Annotated in this window: 19 protein-coding genes and 1 pseudogene; 10 read left to right on the top strand and 10 right to left on the bottom strand. The window is 69.1% G+C overall.

What is annotated here, in order from left to right; all coding sequences use genetic code 11:
* Positions 1-106: 106 nt before the first annotated feature.
* Positions 107-7,012, bottom strand: a complete 6,906-nt coding sequence (locus ACO6VK_RS16845; RefSeq protein WP_422509117.1) for a putative Ig domain-containing protein — start codon at positions 7,010-7,012, stop codon at positions 107-109.
* Positions 7,013-7,304: 292 nt separating this feature from the next.
* Here ACO6VK_RS16845 and ACO6VK_RS16840 point away from each other — a divergent pair, with 292 nt between their 5' ends.
* Genes ACO6VK_RS16840 through ACO6VK_RS16825 form a run of 4 tightly spaced genes read left to right on the top strand, consistent with a single transcriptional unit; the run spans position 7,305 to position 9,510 of the window.
* Entirely contained in the window at positions 7,305-7,844 is a 540-nt protein-coding gene (locus tag ACO6VK_RS16840; protein ID WP_422509115.1) for a phage tail protein, read from the top strand.
* A gap of 21 nt (positions 7,845-7,865) precedes the next feature.
* Positions 7,866-8,396 (top strand): phage tail protein, encoded by a 531-nt coding sequence (locus ACO6VK_RS16835; protein WP_422509113.1) that lies wholly within the window; start codon positions 7,866-7,868, stop codon positions 8,394-8,396.
* Between the two features lie 32 nt (positions 8,397-8,428).
* Positions 8,429-8,962, top strand: a complete 534-nt coding sequence (locus ACO6VK_RS16830; protein ID WP_422509111.1) for a phage tail protein — start codon at positions 8,429-8,431, stop codon at positions 8,960-8,962.
* Positions 8,959-9,510 carry a GNAT family N-acetyltransferase gene (locus ACO6VK_RS16825; protein WP_422509109.1) on the top strand — a complete coding sequence of 184 codons (552 nt, stop codon included), beginning with the start codon at positions 8,959-8,961 and terminating at the stop codon, positions 9,508-9,510. The genes ACO6VK_RS16830 and ACO6VK_RS16825 overlap by 4 nt, the downstream gene beginning before the upstream one ends.
* Here ACO6VK_RS16825 and ACO6VK_RS16820 read toward each other — a convergent pair.
* From ACO6VK_RS16820 to ACO6VK_RS16795, 6 genes are all read right to left on the bottom strand, one after another.
* Positions 9,503-9,793, bottom strand: a complete 291-nt coding sequence (locus ACO6VK_RS16820) for a DUF6916 family protein (RefSeq protein WP_422509107.1) — start codon at positions 9,791-9,793, stop codon at positions 9,503-9,505. The two genes, ACO6VK_RS16825 and ACO6VK_RS16820, sit on opposite strands and share 8 nt — an antisense overlap.
* Before the next feature lie 112 nt (positions 9,794-9,905).
* Complete coding sequence (locus ACO6VK_RS16815) at positions 9,906-10,466, bottom strand: glutathione peroxidase (protein WP_422509105.1); 561 nt, start codon at positions 10,464-10,466, stop codon at positions 9,906-9,908.
* 55 nt (positions 10,467-10,521) lie between these two features.
* Positions 10,522-10,932, bottom strand: a complete 411-nt coding sequence (locus tag ACO6VK_RS16810; protein WP_422509103.1) for a hypothetical protein — start codon at positions 10,930-10,932, stop codon at positions 10,522-10,524.
* An 11-nt stretch (positions 10,933-10,943) separates the two neighbouring features.
* The gene (rmuC, locus tag ACO6VK_RS16805; protein ID WP_422509101.1) at positions 10,944-12,527 is read right to left on the bottom strand and encodes a DNA recombination protein RmuC; all 1,584 of its coding nucleotides are present in this window, start codon (positions 12,525-12,527) and stop codon (positions 10,944-10,946) included.
* Positions 12,528-12,618: 91 nt separating this feature from the next.
* Entirely contained in the window at positions 12,619-13,272 is a 654-nt protein-coding gene (nfsB, locus tag ACO6VK_RS16800) for an oxygen-insensitive NAD(P)H nitroreductase (protein WP_422509099.1), read from the bottom strand.
* Between the two features lie 21 nt (positions 13,273-13,293).
* Positions 13,294-14,301: a zinc-binding alcohol dehydrogenase family protein gene (locus tag ACO6VK_RS16795; RefSeq protein WP_422509097.1), complete on the bottom strand. Its 1,008-nt coding sequence runs from the start codon at positions 14,299-14,301 to the stop codon at positions 13,294-13,296.
* A gap of 92 nt (positions 14,302-14,393) precedes the next feature.
* Here ACO6VK_RS16795 and ACO6VK_RS16790 point away from each other — a divergent pair.
* The 3 genes and pseudogenes from ACO6VK_RS16790 to ACO6VK_RS16780 all read left to right on the top strand — a co-directional run.
* Positions 14,394-15,361, top strand: a pseudogene (locus tag ACO6VK_RS16790) (LysR family transcriptional regulator); the annotation flags it as partial.
* Positions 15,362-15,378: 17 nt separating this feature from the next.
* On the top strand, positions 15,379-16,005 hold the full coding sequence (gene leuE / locus ACO6VK_RS16785) for a leucine efflux protein LeuE (RefSeq protein WP_422509095.1): 627 nt from the start codon (positions 15,379-15,381) through the stop codon (positions 16,003-16,005).
* A gap of 189 nt (positions 16,006-16,194) precedes the next feature.
* Positions 16,195-16,560 carry a hypothetical protein gene (locus tag ACO6VK_RS16780; protein ID WP_422509093.1) on the top strand — a complete coding sequence of 122 codons (366 nt, stop codon included), beginning with the start codon at positions 16,195-16,197 and terminating at the stop codon, positions 16,558-16,560.
* Between the two features lie 12 nt (positions 16,561-16,572).
* Here the strand turns inward: ACO6VK_RS16780 and ACO6VK_RS16775 are convergent, their stop codons facing one another.
* Entirely contained in the window at positions 16,573-17,475 is a 903-nt protein-coding gene (locus ACO6VK_RS16775; protein ID WP_422509091.1) for a LysR family transcriptional regulator, read from the bottom strand.
* A 120-nt stretch (positions 17,476-17,595) separates the two neighbouring features.
* Here ACO6VK_RS16775 and ACO6VK_RS16770 point away from each other — a divergent pair, with 120 nt between their 5' ends.
* Positions 17,596-18,591 (top strand): aldo/keto reductase, encoded by a 996-nt coding sequence (locus ACO6VK_RS16770; protein ID WP_422509089.1) that lies wholly within the window; start codon positions 17,596-17,598, stop codon positions 18,589-18,591.
* Positions 18,592-18,773: 182 nt separating this feature from the next.
* Complete coding sequence (locus ACO6VK_RS16765; RefSeq protein ID WP_422509087.1) at positions 18,774-20,186, top strand: amino acid permease; 1,413 nt, start codon at positions 18,774-18,776, stop codon at positions 20,184-20,186.
* A 154-nt stretch (positions 20,187-20,340) separates the two neighbouring features.
* On the opposite strand, the gene ACO6VK_RS16760 is transcribed toward ACO6VK_RS16765, so the two are convergent.
* The gene (locus tag ACO6VK_RS16760) at positions 20,341-21,585 is read right to left on the bottom strand and encodes a dipeptidase (protein WP_422509085.1); all 1,245 of its coding nucleotides are present in this window, start codon (positions 21,583-21,585) and stop codon (positions 20,341-20,343) included.
* A gap of 129 nt (positions 21,586-21,714) precedes the next feature.
* On the bottom strand, positions 21,715-22,887 hold the full coding sequence (locus ACO6VK_RS16755; RefSeq protein ID WP_422509083.1) for a class I SAM-dependent rRNA methyltransferase: 1,173 nt from the start codon (positions 22,885-22,887) through the stop codon (positions 21,715-21,717).
* 279 nt (positions 22,888-23,166) lie between these two features.
* Here ACO6VK_RS16755 and ACO6VK_RS16750 point away from each other — a divergent pair, with 279 nt between their 5' ends.
* On the top strand, positions 23,167-24,126 hold the full coding sequence (locus ACO6VK_RS16750; RefSeq protein ID WP_422509081.1) for a TerC family protein: 960 nt from the start codon (positions 23,167-23,169) through the stop codon (positions 24,124-24,126).
* Positions 24,127-24,200 lie beyond the last annotated feature (74 nt).

Raw genomic sequence — 24,200 nt, 5'->3', positions numbered from 1 at the left:
GCCGATGCCGAGCTGGAGCACATAAATCCACACACAGAAAACCCCGCCTCGGCGGGGTTTTTTGTTGCCCGGCATCGCGCCACCGCCGCAGCTGTGGCGCGTGCCCTTACAGCTGCTTGTCCAGGCTGATCTGGACGCCGTGGTCGCGGTCGTTGCCGCTGCCCACCATCCCGCGGTAGTCCACGCGCAGGCCCCAGGTGCGGCCGAAGTCGAACATCACCCCGGCACCGAGCATCCAGCGGCTGCGGTCGAACCCATCCAGCGTGGTGCGGTAGAACGGCACGTCGACCAGATCGGCGTACTGCAGGGTGGCCAGGCCACTGCCGCTGAAGTCGTGCTGGTACTCCACGCGCAGCTGCGGCGTCCATGCACCCCAGACAGCGGTCTGGCGCATTTCCACGCGCAGGCCCGCATTGCCGGTGGTGGCATCCACGTCCTGGTCGCCATAGCGCAGCGCGAACAGGTCGTTGCCCTGCTCCACGTAGCGGTCCAGCGAGCCCTGCGATGCATCCAGGCGGGCGTACGGGGTGAACTGCCAGTTGCCCTTGGCCAGATCGGCACCGAAGGCGAGCGAACCGAACCACTGGCTGCCGTTGCGGCGTGCGTGCACGAAGCCGCCATCGCCGGTTACGTAGCGGCGCAGGGTGTAGTCCAGCAGCTGGTGGCCCAGCAGGGCATCCACGAACAGGCTGCGGCCCGGGCTGTAGCTGGCGTACACCGCCATGCTGTAGGCCTGGCCATCGCTGCGGCTGCCGCTTTCGCCGACGTCGCTGCGGTCGCGGCCGTAGCCCAGCCCGGCGCCGACGGCGAAGGCCTCGCTGATCCGCAGATCGCTACCGACGGTGACGCCATCGGTCTCGAAGTCGGTGCCGGCACGCTGGCCGCCTTCGCTGCGACCGGAACGGAGGGTACCGCCCACCCACAGCCCGAGCGGTGCCTGCGAGCCCCCATCGGCACGGGATGCCGGCTGCTCCAGCCCGGTCTCGCGGTCGAACGGCTGGCGGCGCTGCGCGTCGCAGTCCGGCCCCGGCACGTTGCCGACCATCGGCTCGCAGCGGCGCGGTGCGTAGGACAGGCTCAGGTTGTTGCTGAACCCGTTGCTGCCGCTGGCGCCGTGCAGGCGCTGCATGCGCTGCTGGAAGTTCTCGATCTGCGAGTTGGCGAACCGGCGTGCCGCGTCGCGCTGCGCCGACAACAGACCCCGCACTTCCGGGTCGCGGGTCGGATCGGGACGCTGGGCGATCTGCACGACGTAGTTCTGGCTGCCGGTGAAGCCCTGCGCATCGGTAACGGTGACGGTGAACGCGAACGCGCCCGCCGCGGTCGGCGTGCCCGCCAGCAGTCCGGCGGCCTCCAGCGTCACCCCGTCCGGCAACGCACCGGCACTGACCGCATAGCGGTACGGTGCGGTGCCACCGGTGGCGGTCAGGCCCTGCTCGTACCGGCTGGCGAACAGCCCGGCCGGCAGCGAGGCCGGCGTGAGCACGAGCACCGGTGCCGCCACGCTCAGCGTGTAGGCCTGGGTGAGCGAGCCGGCGCCGCCGGCGGTGGCGTCGGTGACGGTCACGCTGAAGGCGAAGCTGCCCGCCACGCTCGGTGTACCGGCGACACGGCCGGTGGCCGCGTCGAGCACCAGACCTGCCGGCAGTGCGCCGGTGGCGAGCGTGTAGCGGTACGGCGCGAGCCCGCCCTGGGTGGTGAAGGCCAGCGTGTAGCTGCTGCCGGCGCTGGATGCCGGCAATGCGCCGGCCACCGGGGTCAGCGTCAGTGCGGGGACGGCCACGGTCAACGTGTAGGCCTGGACCAGGCTGGCCGGGGTGCCACCGGTGCTGTCGGTGACGGTGGCCGACAGCGCGAAGCTGCCCGACTGGGTCGGCGTACCGGACAACGTGCCGCTGGCTGCATCGAACGACAGGCCCGCCGGCAGCGTGCCCGACAGGACCACGCGGTACGGCGCGATGCCGCCCGAGGCGCTGATCACCTGCTGGTACGGCGTGCCTGCCGCCGCAGTGGCCAGCGTGACCGGCGTCGCCACCAGGACCGGGCTGGCCACCACCAGGCTGTAGGGCTGGGTGAGGCTGGCCGGGGTACCGGCGGTGCTGTCGGTGATGGTGACGGTGAGCGCGAACGTACCCGACTGGGTCGGCGTACCGGACAGCGCGCCGGTGCCGGCATCGAACGCCAGGCCGGCCGGCAATGCGCCGGACAGGGCCACGTGGTACGGCGCGATGCCGCCGGTGGCGGTGAACGCCTGCTGGTAGGCGCTGCCGGCGGTGCCGGCCGGCAGGGTCGACAGCGGGGTCACCAGCACCGGGCTGGCCACCACCAGGGTGTAGCTCTGGGCGAGGCTGGCCGGGGTGCCGCCGGTGCTGTCGGTGATGGTGGCGGTGAGCGCGAAGGTGCCCGACTGCAGCGGCGTACCCGACAGCGTGCCGGTCGCGGCATCGAAGGTCACGCCGGTCGGCAGCGTGCCGCTCAATGCCACCTGGTACGGCGCGATGCCGCCGGTGGCGGTGATCGCCTGCTGGTACGGGGTGCCCGCGGTGCCACCGGCAAGCGCCGACGGTGTGGCCACCAGCACCGGGCTGGCCACGACCAGACTGTAGGTCTGGGTGGTGCTGGCCGGGGTGCCGCCGGTGCTGTCGGTGATCGTCGCCGTCAGGGCAAAGGTGCCCGACTGCAGCGGCGTGCCCGACAGCGTGCCGGTGGCGGCATCGAAGGTCACGCCGGTGGGCAGCGTGCCGCTCAATGCCACCTGGTACGGCGCGATGCCGCCGGTGGCGGTGATCGCCTGCTGGTAGGCGCTGCCGGCGGTGCCGGCCGGCAACGTGGCCGGGGTGACCGACAACGTCGGGCTGGCCACGACCAGGCTGTAGCTCTGGGCAACGCTGGCCGGCGTACCGCTGGTGCTGTCGGTGATCGTCGCGGTGACAGCGAACGTGCCCGACTGCAGCGGCGTACCCGACAGCGTGCCGGTGGCGGCATCGAAGGTCACGCCGGTGGGCAGCGTGCCGCTCAGCGCCACCTGGTACGGCGCGATGCCGCCGGTGGCGGTGATCGCCTGCTGGTAGGCGCTGCCGGCGGTGCCGGCCGGCAATGCGGCCGGGGTGGCCGACAACGACGGGCTGGCGACGACCAGGGTGTAGCTCTGGACAACGCTGGCCGGCGTGCCGGTGGTGCTGTCGGTGACCGTCGCGGTGAGCGTGAAGCTGCCCGACTGGGTCGGCGTGCCGGACAACGTACCGGTAGCGGCGTTGAAGGTGATGCCGGCCGGCAGCGTGCCGCTCAGCGCGACCTGGTACGGCGCGATGCCGCCGGTCGCGGTGATCGTCTGCTGGTACGTGCTGCCGGCGGTACCCGCGGGCAGCACGGCCGGCGTGACCGACAGCGTCGGGCTGGCCACCACCAGGGTGTAGCTCTGCACCAGGCTGGCCGGGGTGCCGGCCGTGCTGTCGGTGAAGGTTGCCGTGAGCGCGAAGCTGCCCGACTGGGTCGGTGTACCGGACAACGTACCGGTGGCGGCGTCGAAGCTGACGCCGGTCGGCAGCGTGCCGCTCAGCGCCACCTGGTACGGCGCGATGCCGCCGGTGGCCGTGATCGTCTGCTGGTAGGTGCTACCCGCGGTACCGGCGGGCAGTGCGGCCGGCGTCGCCGACAGCACCGGGCTGCCCACCACCAGGGTGAAGCTGCCGCCGGCGGTGAACGGACCGGTGCCGGTGCTGCTGTCCGTGGCGCTGGGCGCCAGGAAGAAGCTGCCCGAACGGGTCGGCGTGCCACTGATGGTCACGCTGTTGGCGCTGGTGGCGGTGATCGACAGGCCATCCGGCAGGTTGGGCACCTGGTGGCTGCCATACGGCAACGCGCCACCGGTCCAGGTGAACGTCTGGCTGTACGGCGTGCCGGCCTCGGTGGCCAGGCTGCCGCTGGCGGCGACGGTGATGACGGGGTTGCCCACCGTGATGTCGACGGTGCCCGGCGTGGAGGTGCCGCCCGGGCCGGTGGCCGTGTACGTGAAGCTGTCCGGGCCGGCATAACCGGTGGTCGGCTGGTAGGAGATCATGCCCGCATTGATGCTCACCGCCGTGCCGTGCAACGGCGCGGTAGCCACCGTCACGGTGGTGGCCGCACCACCGGACAGCACCAGGGCCACCGGGATGGCCGGGGCGTTGTAGCTGGCCATCAGCGTGACGTTGCCGGCCAGCGGCACCGGTTCGGCCACCGTCAGCGTCAGGGTCTCGCTGACGCGGTACGGCGCGCCGGTCCCGAGGGTGCTGTCCTGCGCGCTGACGGTGAAGGTATAGCTTCCCGTCTGGGTCGGCGTGCCGCTTAGCACACCGGCCGGGCTCAGGCTCAGTCCCGGCGGCAGCACGCCGATGGTGCTGTACGTATAGGGCCCGTTGCCGCCACTGGCAGGCCCGCGGGCGCTGGTGAAGGACTGGCCACGGATGGCCTGCGGCAGCGCCGCGCCGGGCAGCGTCAAGGTGGGCGCTGCGACGACCACCGTGTAGGACTGCACGCCGGAGTTCGGTGTTCCGCTGCTGTCGGTGGCCCGTACCAGGAATGAATAGCCGCCCACCGAGGTGGGCGTGCCGCTGAGGGCACCCGAGCCGGTGTTGAGGCTGAGGCCGGGCGGCAGGGCGCCGGCGCTGATCGCGTAGGAGTACGGCGAGGTACCTCCGGTGGCCGTGACCGTCTGGGCGTAGGGAACGCCCGCCTTTGGATTTGGCAGGCTGCCGGGCGACAGCACCACCGGCTGGTCGTCATTGAGGATGGTCACCACGGCCGACGCGTTGCCGAGGTTGGCGTTGACCGAGTTGCTCAGGTTCACCTGGAAGGTTTCATCCAGCTCAACGGTGGTATCGCCGTTGATCTGGACAGTGATCGGCATTGTGGTGGTCCCGGCCGGGATGACCACGATGCCGCTGACGGGCGAGTAGTCGCTGGGCGCCGTGGCGGTTCCGTCGGCCGAGGCGTACTGGACCGCGACCGGCCGTGAGCTGGGGGCCGACAACGTAACCGTCAGCACCGCGGGGGTGAAGCCGCTGTTGCCTTCGTTGAGCGCGAGATCGGCGATGGACACCGTCGGCAGCGGATCATCATTGAGGATCGTGCCCAGGCCCTGCGCATCGGCGACGGTCGCGCCCACGACGTTGCTCACATTGACGGTGAAGCTCTCGTTGAGCTCATAGAGCGTGTCGCCGTTGACCTGCACGACGAAGGTGTAGCTCTGGGCACCAGCCGGAATGGTCTGGCCGGTCAGGCTGCGCGCCACGTAGTCCGAGCCGGCCGCTGCGGTGCCATCGGCGGTGGCGATGTCGAACGTCACCCCGCCCGGGCCCGCCGGTACATCCAGCGATACGGTAAAGATGAAGGCGGTGGTCCCACTGTCGCCTTCTGCGACGCTGACGTCGTTGACGCGCAGCACCGGCAGGTCATCGTCGCGGATGGTGCCCGTGGCGCTGCCCGGCGTGCCGATCGTGTACTCGGCGCGCGGCAGCAGAGTGACCACGACGGTCTTGTTGGATTCGGCCACGCTGTCCGCGATGGGGAACAACGTGATCGTGCCGGTGGTGCTGCCGGCGGCGATCACCACCGATGCCAGTACACCGGTGTAGTCCACGCCGAACGTACCCGTGCCGCCCACCGAAACCGGCAACGTGAGGGGAGCCGGATTGGTGCGGTCCAGGGTGACGGTGTAGACCAGCGGCATGCCGCTGTCTTCATCCACCGATGCGGGCGAGACGGCGATGGTGGCGACGGGCAGGTCGTCGTTGAGGATGGTGCCGGTCGCCGACGCTGGCGCGCCCACGGTGTAGCCGGTACCGGCCACCACGGTCACGATCACGGTTTCATTGGCTTCCACCGCGGTATCGCCCACCGGGGTGATGCTGACCGTGGCGCTGGTGGCATTGGCCGGAATGACCACGCTCGGGACTGCACCGGTGTAGTCGCCGCTGGTCGCCGTGCCGGAGGTGGTCAGATTCACCGTGGTCGGCGTGGGCAGGCTGGCGCTGCGCGTGACCGTGTAGACCATCGGCAGGCCGCTGTCCTCGGCCACGGCGGACGGTGCCACGGCGATGCTGACAGAGGGTGCCGAACTGACGGTGAGCGTGAAACTCTCCAGTTCGTAGTACGGCGCGGCACCGGCACTGCTGTCGGTGACCCGGAAGGTCACCGGGTACCCCTGCACGGCACCGGTCGGCGTGCCGAACAGCACACCGCCGGACAGCGAAATGCCGGTGGGCAGGGAGCCGGTTTCCAGCGCGATGGTGTACGGCGCCACGCCGCCCTGGCCGACCAGCGTCAGCGAGAACGGGATGTTCTGCACGGCGGTGGCCGAGGTCTGGCTGAGCGACAGGCTGGGGTTCTGCACGGTCAACGAGTACGCCTTGTCGACCACGGCGCCTGTGTTGTCGGTGGCACGCACAGTGAAACTGAAGGCACCACGCCGGGTTGGGGTACCCGACAGCGCGCCGGCGCTGGACAGGGTGATCCCCGGCGGGAGCTGCGCGGTGTTGGTGGTGTAGGTGTACGGCGCGGTACCGCCGGTGGCAGTGAGGGTCTGCGTGAACGCCGTGCCGGCGGTCATCGGGTTCAGGGTGGCCGGGCTGACCACGATCGACGAGGCCGGCGGGTCGATGATCATCGTCACCCGCACCGTGCGGTTGGCGGTGTCGGAGAACTCGAAGACATCGCCGGTGGTGTTGACGCCGAAGTGGCTGTAGTCCACGTACCAGTTGGGGTCATCGACGCGCAGGATCGCGGTGCCGCGCTGTGGCAGGGCCGGCCCGTCCACGCCGCCGTCGCCGGCCAGGAAGATGTTGGGGCCTGCGCAGGCGGTGACGTCGATCGCCACGCTGCCGCCGCTGGGCACGTGGACCGTCTGCGGTCCGCACAGCAGGGAGGTGTGGGCCGCGCGCGCTGCACCGGGCCATATCAGGGCCAGGCAGGTCAACAACGAGACGAAGGCGAACAGACGCGCGGAACGCGCGGTACCGGAAAGGAACGACATGACTCTTCCCCCTTAGAAGAATCCCACCTGGATGCGGAACAACATCGAGGTGCGCGTCCCAACTGGCGTGCTCCCGGGGAAACCAATCCCCTGCCGATCCCCGGCGCTGCCAGCGGTAGGCCATCCACGCCTCCCCCGTTGGCGCCATTGGAACAGAGTCCCGGCGTGGAAGATAGATGCAACCTACGGTCGTATCGCTGCAACGGCAGGGACTTGTGAACAACCTGAATGGCGTTCAGAGTACGCGGGCGCCAGTCCGGCGCCGCGCGCTCACCATCCAAGGGGGATATCGATGGGCGAATATTATCTCGGCCAGATTGTCATGGCCGGCTTCAGTTTTGCACCGAAGGGCTTTGCGCTCTGCAACGGCCAGCTGCTGGCGGTCGCAACCAACCAGGCCCTGTTCTCGCTGCTTGGCACGCAGTATGGGGGGGACGGGCGCACCACTTTCGGGCTGCCGGATCTTCGCGGCCGTGTGCCGGTGTCCGCAGGTCCTTCGGCCGATGCCACCTGGCAACCCGCGCCCCTCCAGGCCGGCAACAGCGGCGGTTGGGAAAGCGTCACCCTGCTTCCCGCGCAGATGCCCGCCCATTCGCACCAGGTGCTCGGCGTGAACGCCCCCGGCACCGTCCGCATTCCGACCGGCTGCGCCTATGCCGGCACGGGTACCGGTCCCACGCTCTATGCGGCACCGGGCAACAAGCTGGTCGCGCAGGCCCCGTCATCGGTGGGCCCGGCCGGCAGCACCCAGCCGCACCCGAACATGCAGCCGTTCGCGGTCATCAACTTCTTCATCTGCACGCAGGCGGGCATCTATCCGCCGCGCAGCTGACCTCTCCAGGAGCACGCATCGATGACCATGCCTTTTGTCGGCGAGATCCGCATGTTCGGATTCAACCGTATTCCTATCGGATGGCTGCCCTGCGACGGACGCCAGGTGCCCATCGCGAACAATGAAGTGCTGTACACGCTGCTCGGCACCACCTACGGCGGCGACGGGGTCAACACCTTCGCAGTGCCCGACCTGCGTGGCCGCCTGCCCGTCCATCAGGGAGCGGGTCCCAGTCTGACGCCCCGGACCCTCGGCCAGGTGGGCGGCTCCGAGCAGGTCACCCTGACCCTGCCGCAGATGCCCGCCCATACCCACACGCTGTCGGTGACCACGGCCGCCGCCACCGCCGATCTGCCCTCGACAACGGTCGTACCCGGTTCGGTCAGCGGCGAAACCTATTACGTCAGCGATACCACCGGCGGCTCGGCGATGACACTGGCCCCGACATCGGTGACCGCGGCAGGCGGCAACCTGCCGCATGAGAACTGCATGCCGACCCTCACCGTGCAGTACTTCATCGCCTCCTTCGGCATCTTCCCGTCGCAGGGCTGACTTCCTCTTTCGCAAGGCGCAGAGATCACACCATGAGCGATTGCTTCCTCGGCGAAATCCAGATGTTCGGATTCCCCTACAACCCCAACGGCTGGGCCTTCTGCAACGGTGCGATGCTGCCGCTCCGGCAGAACGTTGCCCTGTACTCCCTGATCGGCACCCGCTTCGGCGGCGATGGCCAGAACACGTTCCAGCTGCCCAACCTGACGACCCGGGCCGCCACCTCGCAGGGCACCGGCCCCTCGCTGAGCCAGCGCGACATGGGCGAGACGTTCGGCGCCGTCGGCGTCAACCTGACCCCCGACCAGCTGCCCGCCCACCGGCATGATCTGGTCGCCTTCGCGCAGGCCGCGGCGAAGCGGCTGGCCACGCCGGTGGCCAATGGCGCGCTGTCGATGCCCGGCTCCAACGCCATCAAGTCGTTCAGCAGTACGGCGCCGAACACGGCAATGGCGCCCAACATGCTGGCGCCCGCCGGCGCCAATGGCGCGCACGAGAACCGGCAGCCGTACCTGGCGGTCAACTTCTGCATCGCCCTTCAAGGCGCGTTCCCCGCCTTCGAATGATCCAGGCCGACACATTGGCGCCGTTCCCCCCGGAACGGCGCCCTGCGCTGGCCGGGGCCGACGACGCCGCCGCGTGGGCATGGCGCGCGCTGGGGCGCGCCGACCTGCCGTGGCTGGTGGCGCTGTACGCCACGACCCGCGCGGAAGAACTGCAGCCCCTGCCCTGGCCGGAAACGGTCAAACAGCAGTTTCTCGCCCAGCAGTTCGTGGCGCAGCACCAGCACTACCTGGGCCACTACCCGCAGGCCCACTACCTGGCCATCGACGTCGACGGGCAGCCGGTGGGTCGCGTGTACATCGACGAAACCGGCGAGGACGATCTGCTGGTGGACATCAGCCTGTTGCCGGCCTGGCGCGGACGTGGGCTGGGCACAACGCTGATCCATCGCCTGCAGCGGTCCGCGGCGATGCGCGGACGTGGCCTGCGCCTGCATGTGCAGGTCCACAACCCGGCGGCACGCCGGCTGTACGAACGGTTGGGCTTCATTGCCGGCGACGATTCAGGCCAGCAGACCCATGTGGCGATGCGCTGGGCCGGTGTCAGTTGAACACGGCCTGGTAAAGAAAGCCGGCGCGCTCCTGCGCGATCGGAACCAGGAAGATGCCCACCTCGCCCACACGCGCGTGGCGCATGGCGAAGATCTGCTGCGGGAACACGATCGGGGCGGCATTGCGGAACAGCAGCGAGAACGGCACGCGCGGCGCATCCGGGTGGGCGTGCTTCAGTGGCCGCGCCTCGACCAGCACGAAGTCCACCTGCATGCCCTGCAGATCCACGGCGAACGTCTCGTCCACGCAGCCTGCGAAATGTTCCAGCGTCAGCAGTTCCATGCCCTGTCCCCTGTCGGCACACCGCGTGCATCGCGGCGGCGACCATCCTCGTTGCTGCGCGTGGCGCGCGCAAGATGCGTGCAGGCGCGCGGTGCGCCTGCACGCGGTGGCATCACGCCGCCAGCGCAGCGTCGATCGCGGCCACCAGGCGGGCGTCATCGGCCGGCACATCCGGGGCGAAGCGCGCGATGACCTGGCCGTCGCGGCCGATCAGGAACTTCTCGAAGTTCCACAGCACGGCCGGCGCCGGATTGACCACCAGGTCCGGGTACTTGGCTACGGCGCCCTGCAGCTTCTCGCGCATCGGGCCTTCGCCCGTGGCAGCCGGCTGGGCGGCGGTGAGCTGCTGGTACAGCGGGTGGATGTCATCACCGGCCACGCTGATCTTGGCGAACAGCGGGAAGCCGACGTTGTACTCCAGCTGGCAGAACTGCTGGATCTCCGCTTCGCTGCCCGGCTCCTGGGCCAGGAAGTTGTTGGCCGGGAAGCCCAGCACTTCCAGACCGGCGGCCTGCTTGTCGGCGTACAGCGCCTGCAGGCCCTCGTACTGCGGGGTCAGGCCGCACTTGGAGGCGACATTGACCACCAGCAGCACCTTGCCGCGGTAATCGGCCAGCGACGACGGCTGGCCTTCGATGGTGGTGACGGGAATGTCGTAGACGGTCTGGCTCACGGGAAATCCTTGCAATGTCAGGTTGGCGGCACAGCATACCCGTGCCGGAGACGGGTCAGTCGACGCAGATCGTGCCCTGCGCCACGCCGTTGTCGATGCGTTGGCGGCAGCCGAAGTTCTGGCTGATGTCGCGCTGGCACACGCCGCGCGCGGTCGCACCGGCCACCAGCTCGGTGCCCTCCCGGGCAAGGCACTGGCCGTTGCAGTCGGCCTTGGCGCTGCAGTCCTTGCCGGCATCGGCATAGGGCACCACGCAGTGCACATGCTGCAGGCGGCCAAGCGGCCTGGCTTCACCGCCGGCGGCCTCGCATTCGGCGCGCTGGGCGGTCGTCGCGGCGCTGCCGGACAGGGCCGCCGGGGCGGTCTCCACGCTGGCCACGGGCACGCCGGACCCGGTGGCGTGCGGCGCACTGCTGCACCCGGCCAGCGCCAACAACAGCAGGAACATCATCAACACACTGCGCATCAGCTCATTCCTCATGTCGGTGCAGACGTGGTGTCGTCCACGCCGGTGTCGTCGTCATCGCCCGCCGCATCGGCCAGCAGCAGGTCGGTCTGCTCGCTGGCCAGCGATTCCACGCCGCGCAGGCGCCGTTCGATGGTGCGGGTCTTGCGGCTGGCCTCACCCAGGCTTTTGCCCACGGTGCTGATCTGCTTTTCGGCCTTTTCCAGAATGCCGGCGAACTTGCCGAACTCGCTCTTCACCGCGCCCAGCAGGCTCCACACCTCGCTGGAGCGCTGTTCGATGGCCAGCGTGCGGAAGCCCATCTGCAGGCTGTTGAGCAGCGCGGTCACCGTGGTCGGCCCGGCCACCACCACGCGGTGTTCGCGCTGCAGCAGGTCCACCAGCCCCGGCCGCCGGATCACCTCGGCATACAGCCCCTCGGTGGGCAGGAACATCACCGCGAAATCAGTGGTGTGCGGCGGCACGATGTACTTCTCGCAGATCGACTTGGCCTGCACCCGGATCGCACGTTCCAGCTGCGCGCCCTGCACGCGCACGCCCTCGGCATCGCCCTGCTCCTGCGCATCGAGCAGGCGCTCGTAGTCCTCACGCGGGAACTTGGAGTCGATCGGCAGCCACACCGGGGTGTCCTCATGGCCACGGCCGGGCAGGCGCACGGCAATGTCGACCATCTCGCCGCTGTCCGGGCGCACCTTCACCCCACGCGCGTACTGCTCCTGGGTGAGGGTCTGCTCGAGGATGTTGTCCAGCTGCACTTCGCCCCAGCTGCCGCGGTTCTTGACGTTGGTCAGCACGCGCTTGAGGTCGCCGACGCCGGTGGCGAGCTGCTGCATCTCGCCCAGCCCGCGCTGGACCTGCTCGAGCCGGTCGGAGACCAGCTGGAACGATGCGCCCAGGCGCGCTTCGAGCGTGGTCTGCAGTTTCTCGTCCACGGTCACGCGCATCTGGTCGAGCTTCTCGGCGTTGTCGCTCTGCAGGCTCTTGAGCTGCTGTTCCAGGGTGGCGCGCATTTCGCCGATACGCTGTTCGTTGCGCTGGGTCATGTCCTGCAGGCGCTGGCCCAGGGTGTCGCCAAGGCGCTGCTGCGACTGCACGTTCTCGTCGCGGCCCTTGCGCGCATCTTCGGCCAGCGTCTGGCGCAGTGCGGCCATATGGCCATCGGTACGCGTGGTCAGCTCCAGCAGCTGCTGGCCGAACGCGTCGATGCGCGCCTGCTGCTGCTGGCCGAAGGCTTCCAGCTGCAGGCGCACGTCATGCAGCCGCTGCGCCAGCAGGTCGCCGGTGCGCTGCTGGGCCAGGCCGTGTTCTTCGCGTGCCTTGCGTGCATCTTCGCCCAAGGCATCGCGCAGCAGGTCCAGGCGCTGGTCGGTGCGGGTGGACAGATCGGTCAGCGCGCGGGCGAAGCTTTCCAGCCGCGCGTCCTGCTGCCGGCCCAGCCCTTCGAGCTGCTCGCGCAGCTCGCCACGCCCGACCCGGGCTTCATCGCGCAGGGCCTGCTCCAGGCCACCGTGCTGGGAACGCCGCAGCAGAAGGATCAGCTGCAGGATGAGGACGGCGCACAGCAGGCCGCCAAGCAGAAGGAATTCGGTTTGCATGCCGGCAAGTGTAGGCCGTGCCGGTCTCAATGGCTGCGCCGCTGCGGACCCGGCGAACCGGGCCGCAGCACGCACCGCGGCCGAGGCCGGGTTACAGGTGGGTGAACACCTGTTCGCGGGGCAGCCGCGACTTCGGCAGATCCGCGTTGAAGTTGGCCTCGCTGCCGTACCCCAGTGCCACCAGCACCACGCTGGTCAGGCCACGCTCGGCCAGGCCGAGTTCGGCATCCAGCACCGCCGCATCAAAGCCTTCCATCGGCGTGGCATCGATGCCGTGCACCCCGGCGGCCAGCAGCAGCGTGCCGAGCGCCAGGTAGGTCTGCTTCTGCATCCAGTGCTGCACATCGCCCAGGGTGTGGCGGTGCAGGTCCACGTAGTGGTGCAGCGCGCCGCGCTGGCCTTCGCGCGCCTGCGGCGTGGGGTAGCGGCCATCGGCGGTTTCCTGCTCGATCACCTGTGCCAGGTACGCATCGTCGATGGCGGTACGCGTGGCGAACACGATCACATGCGAGGCATCGGTGATCTTGGCGGTGTTGTAGGGCTGGTGCGGCTGGGTGGCGCGGGCGATGCGGGCACGCGCCTCGGCGCTGCCGGCCACCAGGAAGTGCCAGGGCTGCGCGTTCACCGATGACGGCGCGTGGTGCAGCACATCGAGCAGATCGTGCAGCACCGCCGGCGGCAGCGTGCGGGTGGGGTCGTAGGCCTTGGTGGTATGGCGGCGGCGTGCCACCGGTGCGAGGGTCATGGGGGTGGTTTCCATCAGGGGTCAGAAGCCTTCGAGGACGAGCTTGCCGCGGGCGCGGTGGCTCTCGATCAGGGCGTGGGCACGGCGCAGGTTGGCCGCGTCGATGCGGCCGTAGTGCTCGCCGAGGGTGGTGCGCAGCACACCGGCGTCGACCAGGTCGGCGACGCGGTCGAGCAGCACGTGCTGGCGCTCCAGGTCGGGCGTGTCGAAGCTGGACCGGGTGAACATCGATTCCCAGTGCAGCGACAGGCTCTTGCGCTTGAGCGCCAGCACATCCAGCTGGCCGGGGTCATCGATCAGGGCCAGCTGGCCCTGCGGAATCAACGCGGCCACGATCTGGTCGTAGTGCTGGTCGGTGTGGGTGAGGCTGGCAACATGGTCCACCGCTGCGATGCCCAGGCGCGCCAGGCCCTCGGTCAGCGGCCGGGTGTGGTCGATGACGTGGTGCGCGCCCAGCGCGTACACCCAGTCCTGGGTATCCGGGCGCGAGGCGGTGCCGATCACCGTCAGCCGGGTCAGCTGGCGCGCCAGCTGCACCAGGATCGAGCCCACGCCGCCGGCCGCGCCGACCACCAGCAGGGTCTGGCCCTCGCCACCGCCCTCGGCGATGCGCAGGCGGTCGAACAGCAGCTCCCAGGCGGTGATCGCAGTCAGCGGCAGCGCCGCGGCGGCGGCATCGTCCAGGCTGGCCGGCTTGCGGCCCACGATGCGCTCATCCACCAGCTGGTATTCGGCGTTGCTGCCGGGCCGGCCGATCGCCCCGGCATAGAAGACCGCGTCGCCGGGCTGGAACAGGCCGACCTCGCTGCCGACCGCGTCGACGATGCCGACCGCGTCCCAGCCGAGCACGCGCGGTGCGTCCACCGCCACGCCGTTGCGCACCTTGGTATCGACCGGGTTGACCGAGATCGCCCGGACCTGCACGCGCAGGTCGCGCGGTCCCGGCTCGGGCAGCGGCAGGGTGATGTCCACCAGCGCGCGCGGGTCGCTGATCGGCAGGCCATGTTGGGTATAGGCGACGGCTTTCATCGAAGCACGGTCCGTTGGGGAGAGGGGCACAGCCTGCGCTTCACCGGATCGGCCGGAAAGGCGCAAAATCGGTCAGCACTTTCACTCCTGGAATGAAAATGGTCCGTGTCGATGACCTGACCCTGTTCGTCCGCACCGCGGCACTGGGCAGCTTCTCCAACGCAGCGCGCGAAGCCGACCTGCTGCCCGGCCAGGTCGCCGCGGCGGTGGCGCGCCTGGAGCGGGAGCTGGACCTGCGGCTGTTCGTGCGCTCCACCCGCAGCCTGCGCCTGACCGCCGAAGGCGCGCTGTACCTGCCCTACGCCCAGGACGTGCTGGCCACCCTGAGCGAGGGCCAGGCGCGGGTGCGCGGCGAAGATGCCGAACTGCGCGGGGTGCTGCAGGTGGCCGCGCCGTCGGACCTGGGCCGGCACCTGCTGCTGCCCTGGCTGACCGAGTTCCGCGCCGCGCACCCGAAGCTGCAGCTGCGGCTGCAGTTGTCCGACCAGGTCGCCGACGTGTTCCGCGATCCGGTCGACATCGCCTTCCGGCTCGGCCGCTTCGACAACGCCAGCTACGTGGCGCTGCCGCTGCTGCCGGGCAACCGCCGGGTGCTGGCCGCCGCGCCCGCCTATCTGGCCCGGCACGGCACGCCCACCAGCCTGGAGGCGCTCAAGGACCACCACTGCCTGCTCTACCAGCTCGCCGGCCGCGCCTACGACCGCTGGAACTTCGAGGCCGAGGGCCGCCGGGTGGTGGTGCAGGTGCGCGGCAACATGATCTGCGACGATGCCGACGTGGTGCGCCGCTGGGCGGTGGCCGGCGAAGGCATCGTGTTCAAGTCGTGGCTGGATCTGCGCGAGGACGTCCGCGCCGGGCGCCTGCAGGTGCTGCTCGACGGCGCCGGCGACAGCCTGCCGTTGAACCTGGTGTGCCCGCATCGCAAGCAGTTCTCGCCGGCGATCCGGCAGCTGCATGCGCTGTTCGAGCAACGGCTGCAGCCCCTGCTGGAGGATCTGCCGCACCCGGCGGGGTGACGCTATCGGGAACCGCGACGGTGCCGGACAATGGCGCTCCCCCCGTTGTCGAGTCGCCGCCATGCCGTGGATGGGCATCCAGGATCTGTGGACCTTCGTTGCTGCCGTGCTGGTGTTCCTGGCGCTGCCCGGCCCGGGCACGTTCACCCTGCTGACCGCCACCGGGCGCGGCGGCGTCCGCGGCGGCTACACCGCCCTGTTCGGGCTGCTGCTCGGCGACCAGATCCTGATGTGGCTGGCGGTGGCCGGCGTGGCCGCGCTGCTCAAGGCCAACCCGCTGGTGTTCCACGCCGTGCAGTATCTCGGCGCGGCCTACCTGGTGTGGGTCGGCATCGGCCTGCTGCGCCGTCCGCGTCCGGCGGGCGAGGAAGGCGGCATCCGCCTGCAGCCGGGGCACTACTTCCGGCAGGCGGTGCTGATCAACCTGCTCAACCCCAAGGCCATCATCTTCTACATGGCGTTCCTGCCGCTGTTCATCGACCCGGCGCGGCACCAGGGCGTGGCGACGTTCGCGAGCATGGCGGTGATCATCTTCGTCATGGGACTGGCGTACTGCTCGGTGTTGATCGCGGTGGGCAACCTGTTGCGCCGTCGGATTATTCAGCACCCCCGCGTAGGGCTTTTGCTGAAACGCGTCGCCGGCATCTTCCTCATCGGATTTGGCGTGCGCCTCGGCGTCAGCGGCTGAGGCCCCGGTACAGGGGGCGATGCGCGTCCGGCGCGTGGGGCTGACTGCGCTGGCGAATAGACACCGTCATCCATACCTTGCGCTTCAATCAATAACTTGAGATTCCCCGCCACCCGCGCAGGGTGTCCAATCGGCCCCATCGCCCCACGGCCGCCCCTGCAGCGTCCGCGCGCCCCACGCGAGGAATCGATGTCCCCCGTGTACTTCGTGCAGCACCTGGCCGGATTCGACGAGTGCCTGCTCGGCATGGGCACGGGGCGTATTGATCTGGCCCATCCTGCGGTCTGCCGCATCCTGGCGGATCTGCAGCCGCTGGATCACATCGACCTGCGTGCCTGCCATTTCGACTGCCAGGCCAGTCTGGCGCAGGCACTGCACCGGCGCATCCGCGCCGCCGAGGATGCCGCGCAGGGCTGGCGGATGTTCGACGAGCACGGGGTACTGCGCTGCAAGCGCTTCCCGGGCGATGCCCAGGTGATGTTTCCGCATGGGCTGCCGCGCGACGGCGAATGGCTGCGCCTGCTGATGGATACCGCCGCCGAGGCCTCGGGCTGATGCGTACCGCGCTCAGTCGGCGCGTCGGGCCTGCCGCAGGTGGTCGATGAACACCCGCAGCTTCGGCGCCATCTGCTCGCGCGCCGGGTAGTACAGGTGGAATCCGGCGAACGGCGGCTGCCAGTCCTGCAGCACCGCCTGCAACCGACCCGCGGCGACATCGCCGGCCACCACCGCCTCGAACGCCTGGCCCATGCCGAGGCCGGCGCGCACGGCGGTGTGGATCAGCGCCGCATCGTTGAACACCAGCCGGCCACTCACCTCCACCTCGAAGTCGCGGCCGGCGTGGCTGAATTCCCAGGCCATCAGCCGGCCGTTGCTGCGCCGGTGCACGATGCACGCATGCCCGACCAGATCGGCCGGCGTGCCCGGCGTGCCGTGGGCGGCGAAGTAGGCCGGCGTGGCCACCACCACCTGCCGCTCCAGGGGACCGATCGGCACCGCGATCATGTCGCGCGCCAGGCATTCGCCCAGCCGGATCCCGGCGTCGAACCCGCCGGCGACCAGATCCACCAGCGCCGGTTCCACGAACAGCTCCACCTCCACCTGCGGGTAGCGCGCCATGAAGGTGGGCAGGTGCGGCAGCACCAGCAGTTCCGCCGCAATCCGGGGCACGTTGATGCGCAGCTTCCCGGCCGGCACGTCGCGCACGCTGTCCAGATCCTCGAATGCCGCGTCGATCTGCGCCAAGCCGTCGCGTACCCGGGCCAGGAAGCGCGCGCCGTGTTCGGTCAGGCCCACCCTCCGGGTGGTCCGGTGCAGCAGGCGCACGCCCATGCGGGCCTCCAGCGCGCGCACCGTCTGCGACAGCGCCGAGGGCGAGATGCCCAGGTCGTCGGCCGCGCGGGTGAAGCTGGCATGGTGGGCCACGCGGGCGAAGGCGACCACGGCAGACAATGGGAGCTGGGAGGACATTGTGAAGCCTGCCTTCAAGGTCGATGTGGCGAACACCGGTTTATCCACATGGTACAGCGGAGGATGCTGTGGCTCCGGCGCCCGCTGGCGCCGCCCTCCCCCGCTTCCGGAGCTTTCCCCATGCAGACCCGCACCCTTGGCCGTCATGGCCCCACCGTTTCCGCGCTCGGCCTTGGCTGCATGGGCATGAGCGCCTTCTACGGCGGCCGCGGCAGCGATGCCGACGCGACGGCGGTGATCCACCGCGCGCTGGAACGCGGCGTGACCCTGCTCGATACCGCCGACATGTACGGCCCGCACACCAACGAAGTGCTGGTCGGCAAGGCCATTGCCGACCGTCGCGACCAGGTGTTTCTGGCCACCAAGTTCGGCATCAGACTGGAGCCCACCGACACCCGCGCGCGCAGCGTGGATGGCCGCCCCGAGTACGTGATTGCCGCCTGCGAGGCCAGCCTGACGCGGCTGGGCGTGGACCACATTGACCTCTACTACCAGCACCGCGTGGACGGGACCGTGCCGATCGAGGACACCGTGGGCGCGATGGCGCGGCTGGTCGAACAGGGCAAGGTGCGCTTCCTCGGCCTGTCCGAAGCCGCTGCCGCCACGATCCGCCGCGCACATGCCGTCCACCCGATCACCGCCGTGCAGACCGAGTACTCGCTGTGGTCGCGCGATCCGGAGCACAACGGCGTGCTGCAGACCGTGCGCGACCTGGGCATCGGCTTCGTGCCCTACTCGCCGCTGGGCCGTGGCTTCCTGACCGGCGCGATCCGCAGCCCGGCCGACTTCGACAGCGACGACTACCGCCGCCAGTCGCCGCGCTTCCAGGGCGACAACTTCGCGCGCAACCTGGCCCTGGTCGACGCGGTCACCGCGATGGCCGGCGCCAAGGGCATCACCCCGGGGCAGCTGGCACTGGCGTGGGTGCTGGCACAGGGCGAGGACCTGGTCCCGATCCCGGGCACCAAGCGGCTCGCCTACCTGGAGGAAAACCTTGGCGCGCTGCAGGTGCAGCTGAGCGCGGACGACCTGGCCCGCATCGATGCGATCTTCCCGCCCGATGCCGCCGCCGGCCCGCGCTATGCCGAGGCGGCAATGGCCACGCTGGATCGCTGAGCGCAGCCGGCCGACAGTGCCCGCGCCTGCAACCGCGGCGCGGCGCATTGTGCTGGTTTCGTCAAGCTTTCCCCAGTCATGTGGTCATGCACGGACCGCTGGACGCTTGGCAGTAGTAATGCTGCGCCGCGTTCGGTAAAACTCGCAGACTTGTCGTTAACAGTCACCCACCGCGAGGCCCCATGTCGTTGCTCCGGCGCAAGTCCCTAGACACCGTCACCGTTCATGAAGCCGGCAGGCGACTGATCCCCACCCTGAGCTGGCCGCACCTGATCGCGCTGGGCATCGGCGCCATCGTCGGCACCGGCATCTACACGCTGATCGGCGTGGGCGCCAACCTGGCCGGCCCGGCCGTGCTGATCTCCTTCGCCATCGCCGGCGCGGTGTGCGCCTGCGCGGCGCTGTCCTATGCCGAACTGGCGACGATGATGCCGGCTGCCGGCAGCGCCTACACCTACAGCTACGCCGCTCTCGGCGAGATGGTGGCCTGGGTGGTGGGCTGGAGCCTGATCCTGGAGTACTCGCTGGTGGTGAGTACGGTCGCGGTGGGGTGGTCCGGCTACGCGGTCGGCTTCCTGCACGGCTGGGGCATTGAACTGCCGCTGATGCTGACCGCCGGCCCGCATGTGGAAGGGGGCTTCATCAACCTGCCAGCGGTGCTGATCACCTTCGTGGTGGCCGGCATGCTGATGGCCGGCACCAAGGAAAGCGCCACCCTCAACGCAGTCCTGGTGGTGGTCAAGATCATCGCGCTGACCGTGTTCGTGGCGATCGCGCTGCCGCACTTCGACACCGGCCACATGGACCCGTTCATGCCGTTCGGGTTCGCCAAGTCGATCGGCGAAGGTGGGGTCGAACGTGGCGTGATGGCGGCGGCGGCGATCATCTTCTTCGCCTTCTACGGCTTCGATGCGATCTCCACGGCCGCCGAGGAAACCAAGAAGCCCGACCGCGACCTGGCGATCGGCATCATCGGCTCGATGGTCGGCTGCACCATCATCTACGTGCTGGTCGCGCTCGCCGCCGTCGGTGCGATGAGCTACACCATCTTCGGCCAGAGCGCCGAGCCGCTGGCGCTGATCCTGCGCGAGCTGGGCAGCCCGGGCGCGGCCAAGTGGATCGGCGCGGCGGCGGTGATCGCCCTGCCGACCGTGCTGCTGGCCTTCCTGTACGGGCAGAGCCGCATCTTCTTCGTCATGTCGCGCGACGGCCTGCTGCCGCGCGGCCTGTCCAAGGTCAGCGCGCGCACCGGCACCCCGGTCGCCACCACGCTGTTCACCGCGGTGCTCGTGGCCGCCCTGGCCGGTGTGGCCCGCCTGGACGAGATCGCCGCACTGGCCAACGCCGGCACGCTGGCCGCGTTCACCGCCGTGGGCCTGTGCCTGGTGGTGCTGCGCGCACGCGAGCCCAACCGCGAGCGCAAGTTCCGCACGCCGCTGGCGTGGGTCGTCGGCCCGCTGGCGGTGATCGGCTGCGTGTATCTGTTCTTCAGCCTGCCCAGCAAAACGCAGCTGTACTTCCTGGCCTGGAACGTCCTGGGCCTGATCGCCTACTTCGCTTACGGCCGCCGCAACGCGGTGCTGGGCAAGGCCTGACAGGCAAACGACGAGCCGCGAAGCCACCCCGTAGAGCCGGGCTCTGCCCGGCTGCTTTTGCTATCGGCGCCGGAATACCAGCCGGGTAGAACCCGGCTCTACGGGGCTGCTTTTGCTATCGGCTTCGGAACGCCCAGCCGGGTAGAACCCGGCTCTACGGGATTTTGGCCAGTTTGTTGGCGTGATCCTGCGCCTGCTGCATCACGCGCAGCAGGTTGCCGCCCCAGATCGCGGCGATCTGCTGCTGGGTGTAGCCCTTGCGCAGCAGCCACGCGGTGATCTTCGGCAGTTCGCTGACGTCCTGCAGATCGGCCAGGCCGCCGCCGCCGTCCCAGTCCAGGCCAATGCCCACGTGCTCGGGGCCGACTACCTTCAGGATGTGCTCGAAATGGGCGAAGAAGTCGTCCAGCGTGGCCTTGCGCATCGGGTGCAGGCGGTCCAGTTCGGCCTGCGCCTGGGCCAGCTTCACGCCCTGCGCCATGCTCAGGGCGTCGTAGCCGCCCCATTGGTCGATCGCCGTCTTCTCGGCCAGCGCGCGCGGTTCGTTCTTGCCGATGTCGATCAGATACCCGCCGTAGGCGTTGACCTGGATCACGCCGCCGGCCTTGGCCAGGCGCGCCAGACGCGCATCGTCCAGATTGCGCGGATGGTTGTAGATCGCCTTGGCCGAACTGTGCGACAGCACGAACGGCACCGGCATGCGCTCGATCAGGTCGTCGAACACCGCGTCGGAGGCATGCGACTGGTCGATCACGATGCCCAGCCGCACCGCCTCGTCGACCAGCGCCTTGCCGGCCGGGCTCAACCCCTTCCACTCGGCACCCTTGGGATCGGTGGCCGAATCGGCGAACTCGTTGTTGGCAAAGTGCACCGTGCTGAGCAGGCGCAGCCCGGCGCGGTGGTAGAAGCTGAGCAGCGTCGGGTCATCCACCAGCGGGCTGCCGTTCTCCATGCTGATATAGACCACGCGCTTGCCGGCCGCCTTGATCCGCGCGGCATCGGCAGCGGTCAGCGCGAGCTGGAAGGTATCCGGATGCGCGGCGAGCATCTCGCGGATCTCCATCAACCGCAGCAGGCCGGCATCGCGGTCCTGCTGGTGGGCCGCCGCAGTGCGGTCGCCCTGGTCGGTGTAGATCGCCCAGAAGCCGCCATCCAGCGCGCCATCGACCATGCGCGGGTAATCCACCTGCGACAACGCGTTGTGGTCGTGGCGCTGGGCGATGTCGAAGCCCTCGCGGTGGAAGTTGGCGGGCGTATCGAGGTGGCTGTCCAGCGTCAGCAGCGTGCGCTGCAGCGCCGAGGCCCGGGCCAGTTCCTGCGGGGTGAACTCGATCGCGTGGGCGGCCAGCGGCGTGCACAGCGCCAGCGACACCAGCAGGGACAGACTGCGCAACGTCATGACGCCTCTCTACATTCGGGAAGCGTCAGACCATAGCCCCGCAGGCACCCGCAACGGTAGTGCCGGCCGCTGGCCGGCACCAGGCAATGCCCGGTAGAGCCGAAGGGCCGGCCTGCCGCCGGCCCTACGTCAGTCGAGCACGCGGCAGAACACGGCCTTGAGGTAGCGCGATTCCTGCACGTGGGCCATGAACGGATGGTCCGGACCGGCGCCGGACACCTTCAGGATCTGGATGGTGCGGCCGGAATAGAACGCCGCGCGGCGCAGCATGTCCAGGAACTGGTCCTCGGCCACCAGGCCGGTGCACGAGAACGTGGCGAACAGGCCGCCGGGCTTGACCACGCCCAACGCGAGCTTGTTCATGTCCAGGTACTTCTTCAGCGCGGTGATCACCTGGTCGCGGTCGCGCGTCATCTTGGCCGGGTCCAGGATCACCACGTCGTAGCGTTCGCCGCGGTTGGCCGCATCGCGCAGCCACGGGAAGATGTCGGACTGCACGAACTTCGGGCGCACGTTGTTGAGGCGCGAATTGCCCTTGGCGATGTCGATCACGTCCTCGTCGATGTCGATGCCGACCACCTCGGACGCACCGCGCACCGCGGCATACACCGCAAAGCCGCCGGTGTTGCAGCACAGGTCCAGCACGGACTTGCCTTCCACCTGCTGGCTCAGCCACTCACGGTTCTCGCGCTGGTCGGCGAAGAAACCGGTCTTGTGCGCACCGGCCGGGTCGGCGCGGAACTTCACGCCGTACTCGGTGATCACCGACGCTTCGGTGGTGGTGTTGCCGTGGAAGTCGAAGCTCTCCTGCTTCTGCACGTGTTCGTCGGCGAAGCTGTGGAAGCGGCAGCCCGGGAACTGCTCGCGCAGCGCCTCGTAGATCCATTCGCGGTGGCGGAACATGCCGGCGGCGAAGAACTCCACCACCACCAGGTCGCCGTAGCGGTCCACCACCAGGCCGGACAGGCCATCGCCTTCGCTGTGCACCACGCGCCAGGCATTGGACAGGTCATCCAGCTTGAGCACGTCACGACGCAGCGACACCGCCTGGGCGATCTTGCGCGAGAACCAGCCGGCGTCCACCGGGATGCCCTGATCGGTTTCCAGGATACGCACGGCAATGCGCGAATGACCGTTGTAGAACCCCCGGCCGATCCACTCCCCATCCACGCCGACCACGTCGACGATGGCACCGGGCTTGGGCCGGACGGCAGGCTTTTCGACCAGTTTCTGGAAGATCCACGGGTGGCTGGAGCGCCAGGCGTTCTTGAGGCGGACTACGGGGGCGGGGGCAATGTTCATCGGCCTATTGTAAACGGGCGCCGCCCCGGCCCGGCAGACCGGCGATTGACGCCGGCCCGATCACCCCGCAGAATCGGCGCCAGAAGGGGAGTAGCTCCCAGACGTTGTCGCCGTCAATTCGAGCCCGCAGGCTCCGGTGCAACGGCAGTCCCACCCATCGGGACTGCGAGCGAGACCTTCGCCGTATGGCGAAGCTCTGTCCCCGGATCCCCCCGATCCTCCGTTGCAGATCCTCGCCGTCCGGCTTGAGGCTTTTTTCTTTTCCCAACGGATAAACCCATGCAGACGATCGGTAATTTGTGGTTGTGGGGCGGCTTCGGCGCGGTGGTAGTCATCGCGCTGCTGGTCGACCTGGTATTGATGCGCCACGGCGGCCCGCACAAGGTCACCTTCAAGGAGGCCCTGTGGTGGTCCATCGGCTGGGTGGCCCTGGCCCTGGCCTTCAACGGTGGCCTCTGGTACTACCTGAACGAGACCGCCGGCCAGGTGGTGGCCAACAAGGTCGGCCTGGAGTTCCTGACCGGTTACCTGGTCGAGAAGGCCCTGGCGGTGGACAACATCTTTGTCTTCCTGATGATCATGGGCTACTTCGCGGTGCCGGAAGAGCAGCGCCAGAAGGTGCTGATCATCGGCATCCTGGGTGCGATCGTGCTGCGTACGATCATGATCTTCGCCGGCAGCGTGCTACTCACGAAGTTCCATTGGCTGCTCTACGTGTTCGGCGCGTTCCTGCTGTTCACCGGCTGGAAGATGTGGTTCTCCGCCGGCCAGGAGCCGGACTTGGAGACCAACCCTGCCCTGCGCTGGATGCGCAAGCACCTGCGCCTGCTGCCCGACTATGCCGGCAATGCCATGAGCGTGATGCGCGACGGCAAGCGCTGGTACACCCCGCTGTTCGTGGTGCTGATCCTGATTGCCGTCACCGACGTGATCTTCGCGGTGGACAGCATCCCGGCCATCTTCGCCATCACCACCGACCCGTTCATCGTGCTGACCTCGAACGTGTTCGCGGTGCTGGGCCTGCGCGCGATGTTCTTCCTGCTGGCCGGCATGGCCGATCGCTTCCACCTGCTGCCGTACGGTCTGGCCCTGGTGCTGGCCTTCATCGGCGCCAAGATGATGCTGATCGACATCTTCAAGATCCCCACCCCGATCTCGCTGGGCGTGGTGGCCGTCATCATCGCCGCCACGGTGGTGCTGAGCCTGAAGAACCCGCCCAAGCCGGACGGCCACGCCTGACCCCGGTTGGGGGGGGGGGGGGGGGTCCAGGAGAGGGGAACCCCTCCCCCCCCCCGCTTGTCTCTTTTTTCTGC

The organism is Stenotrophomonas sp. GZD-301 (assembly GCF_049310345.1).
GTDB lineage: Bacteria > Pseudomonadota > Gammaproteobacteria > Xanthomonadales > Xanthomonadaceae > Stenotrophomonas.
The sequence above is the reverse complement of the archived record's forward strand: the minus strand, read 5'-3'. Positions and strand labels throughout refer to the sequence as shown.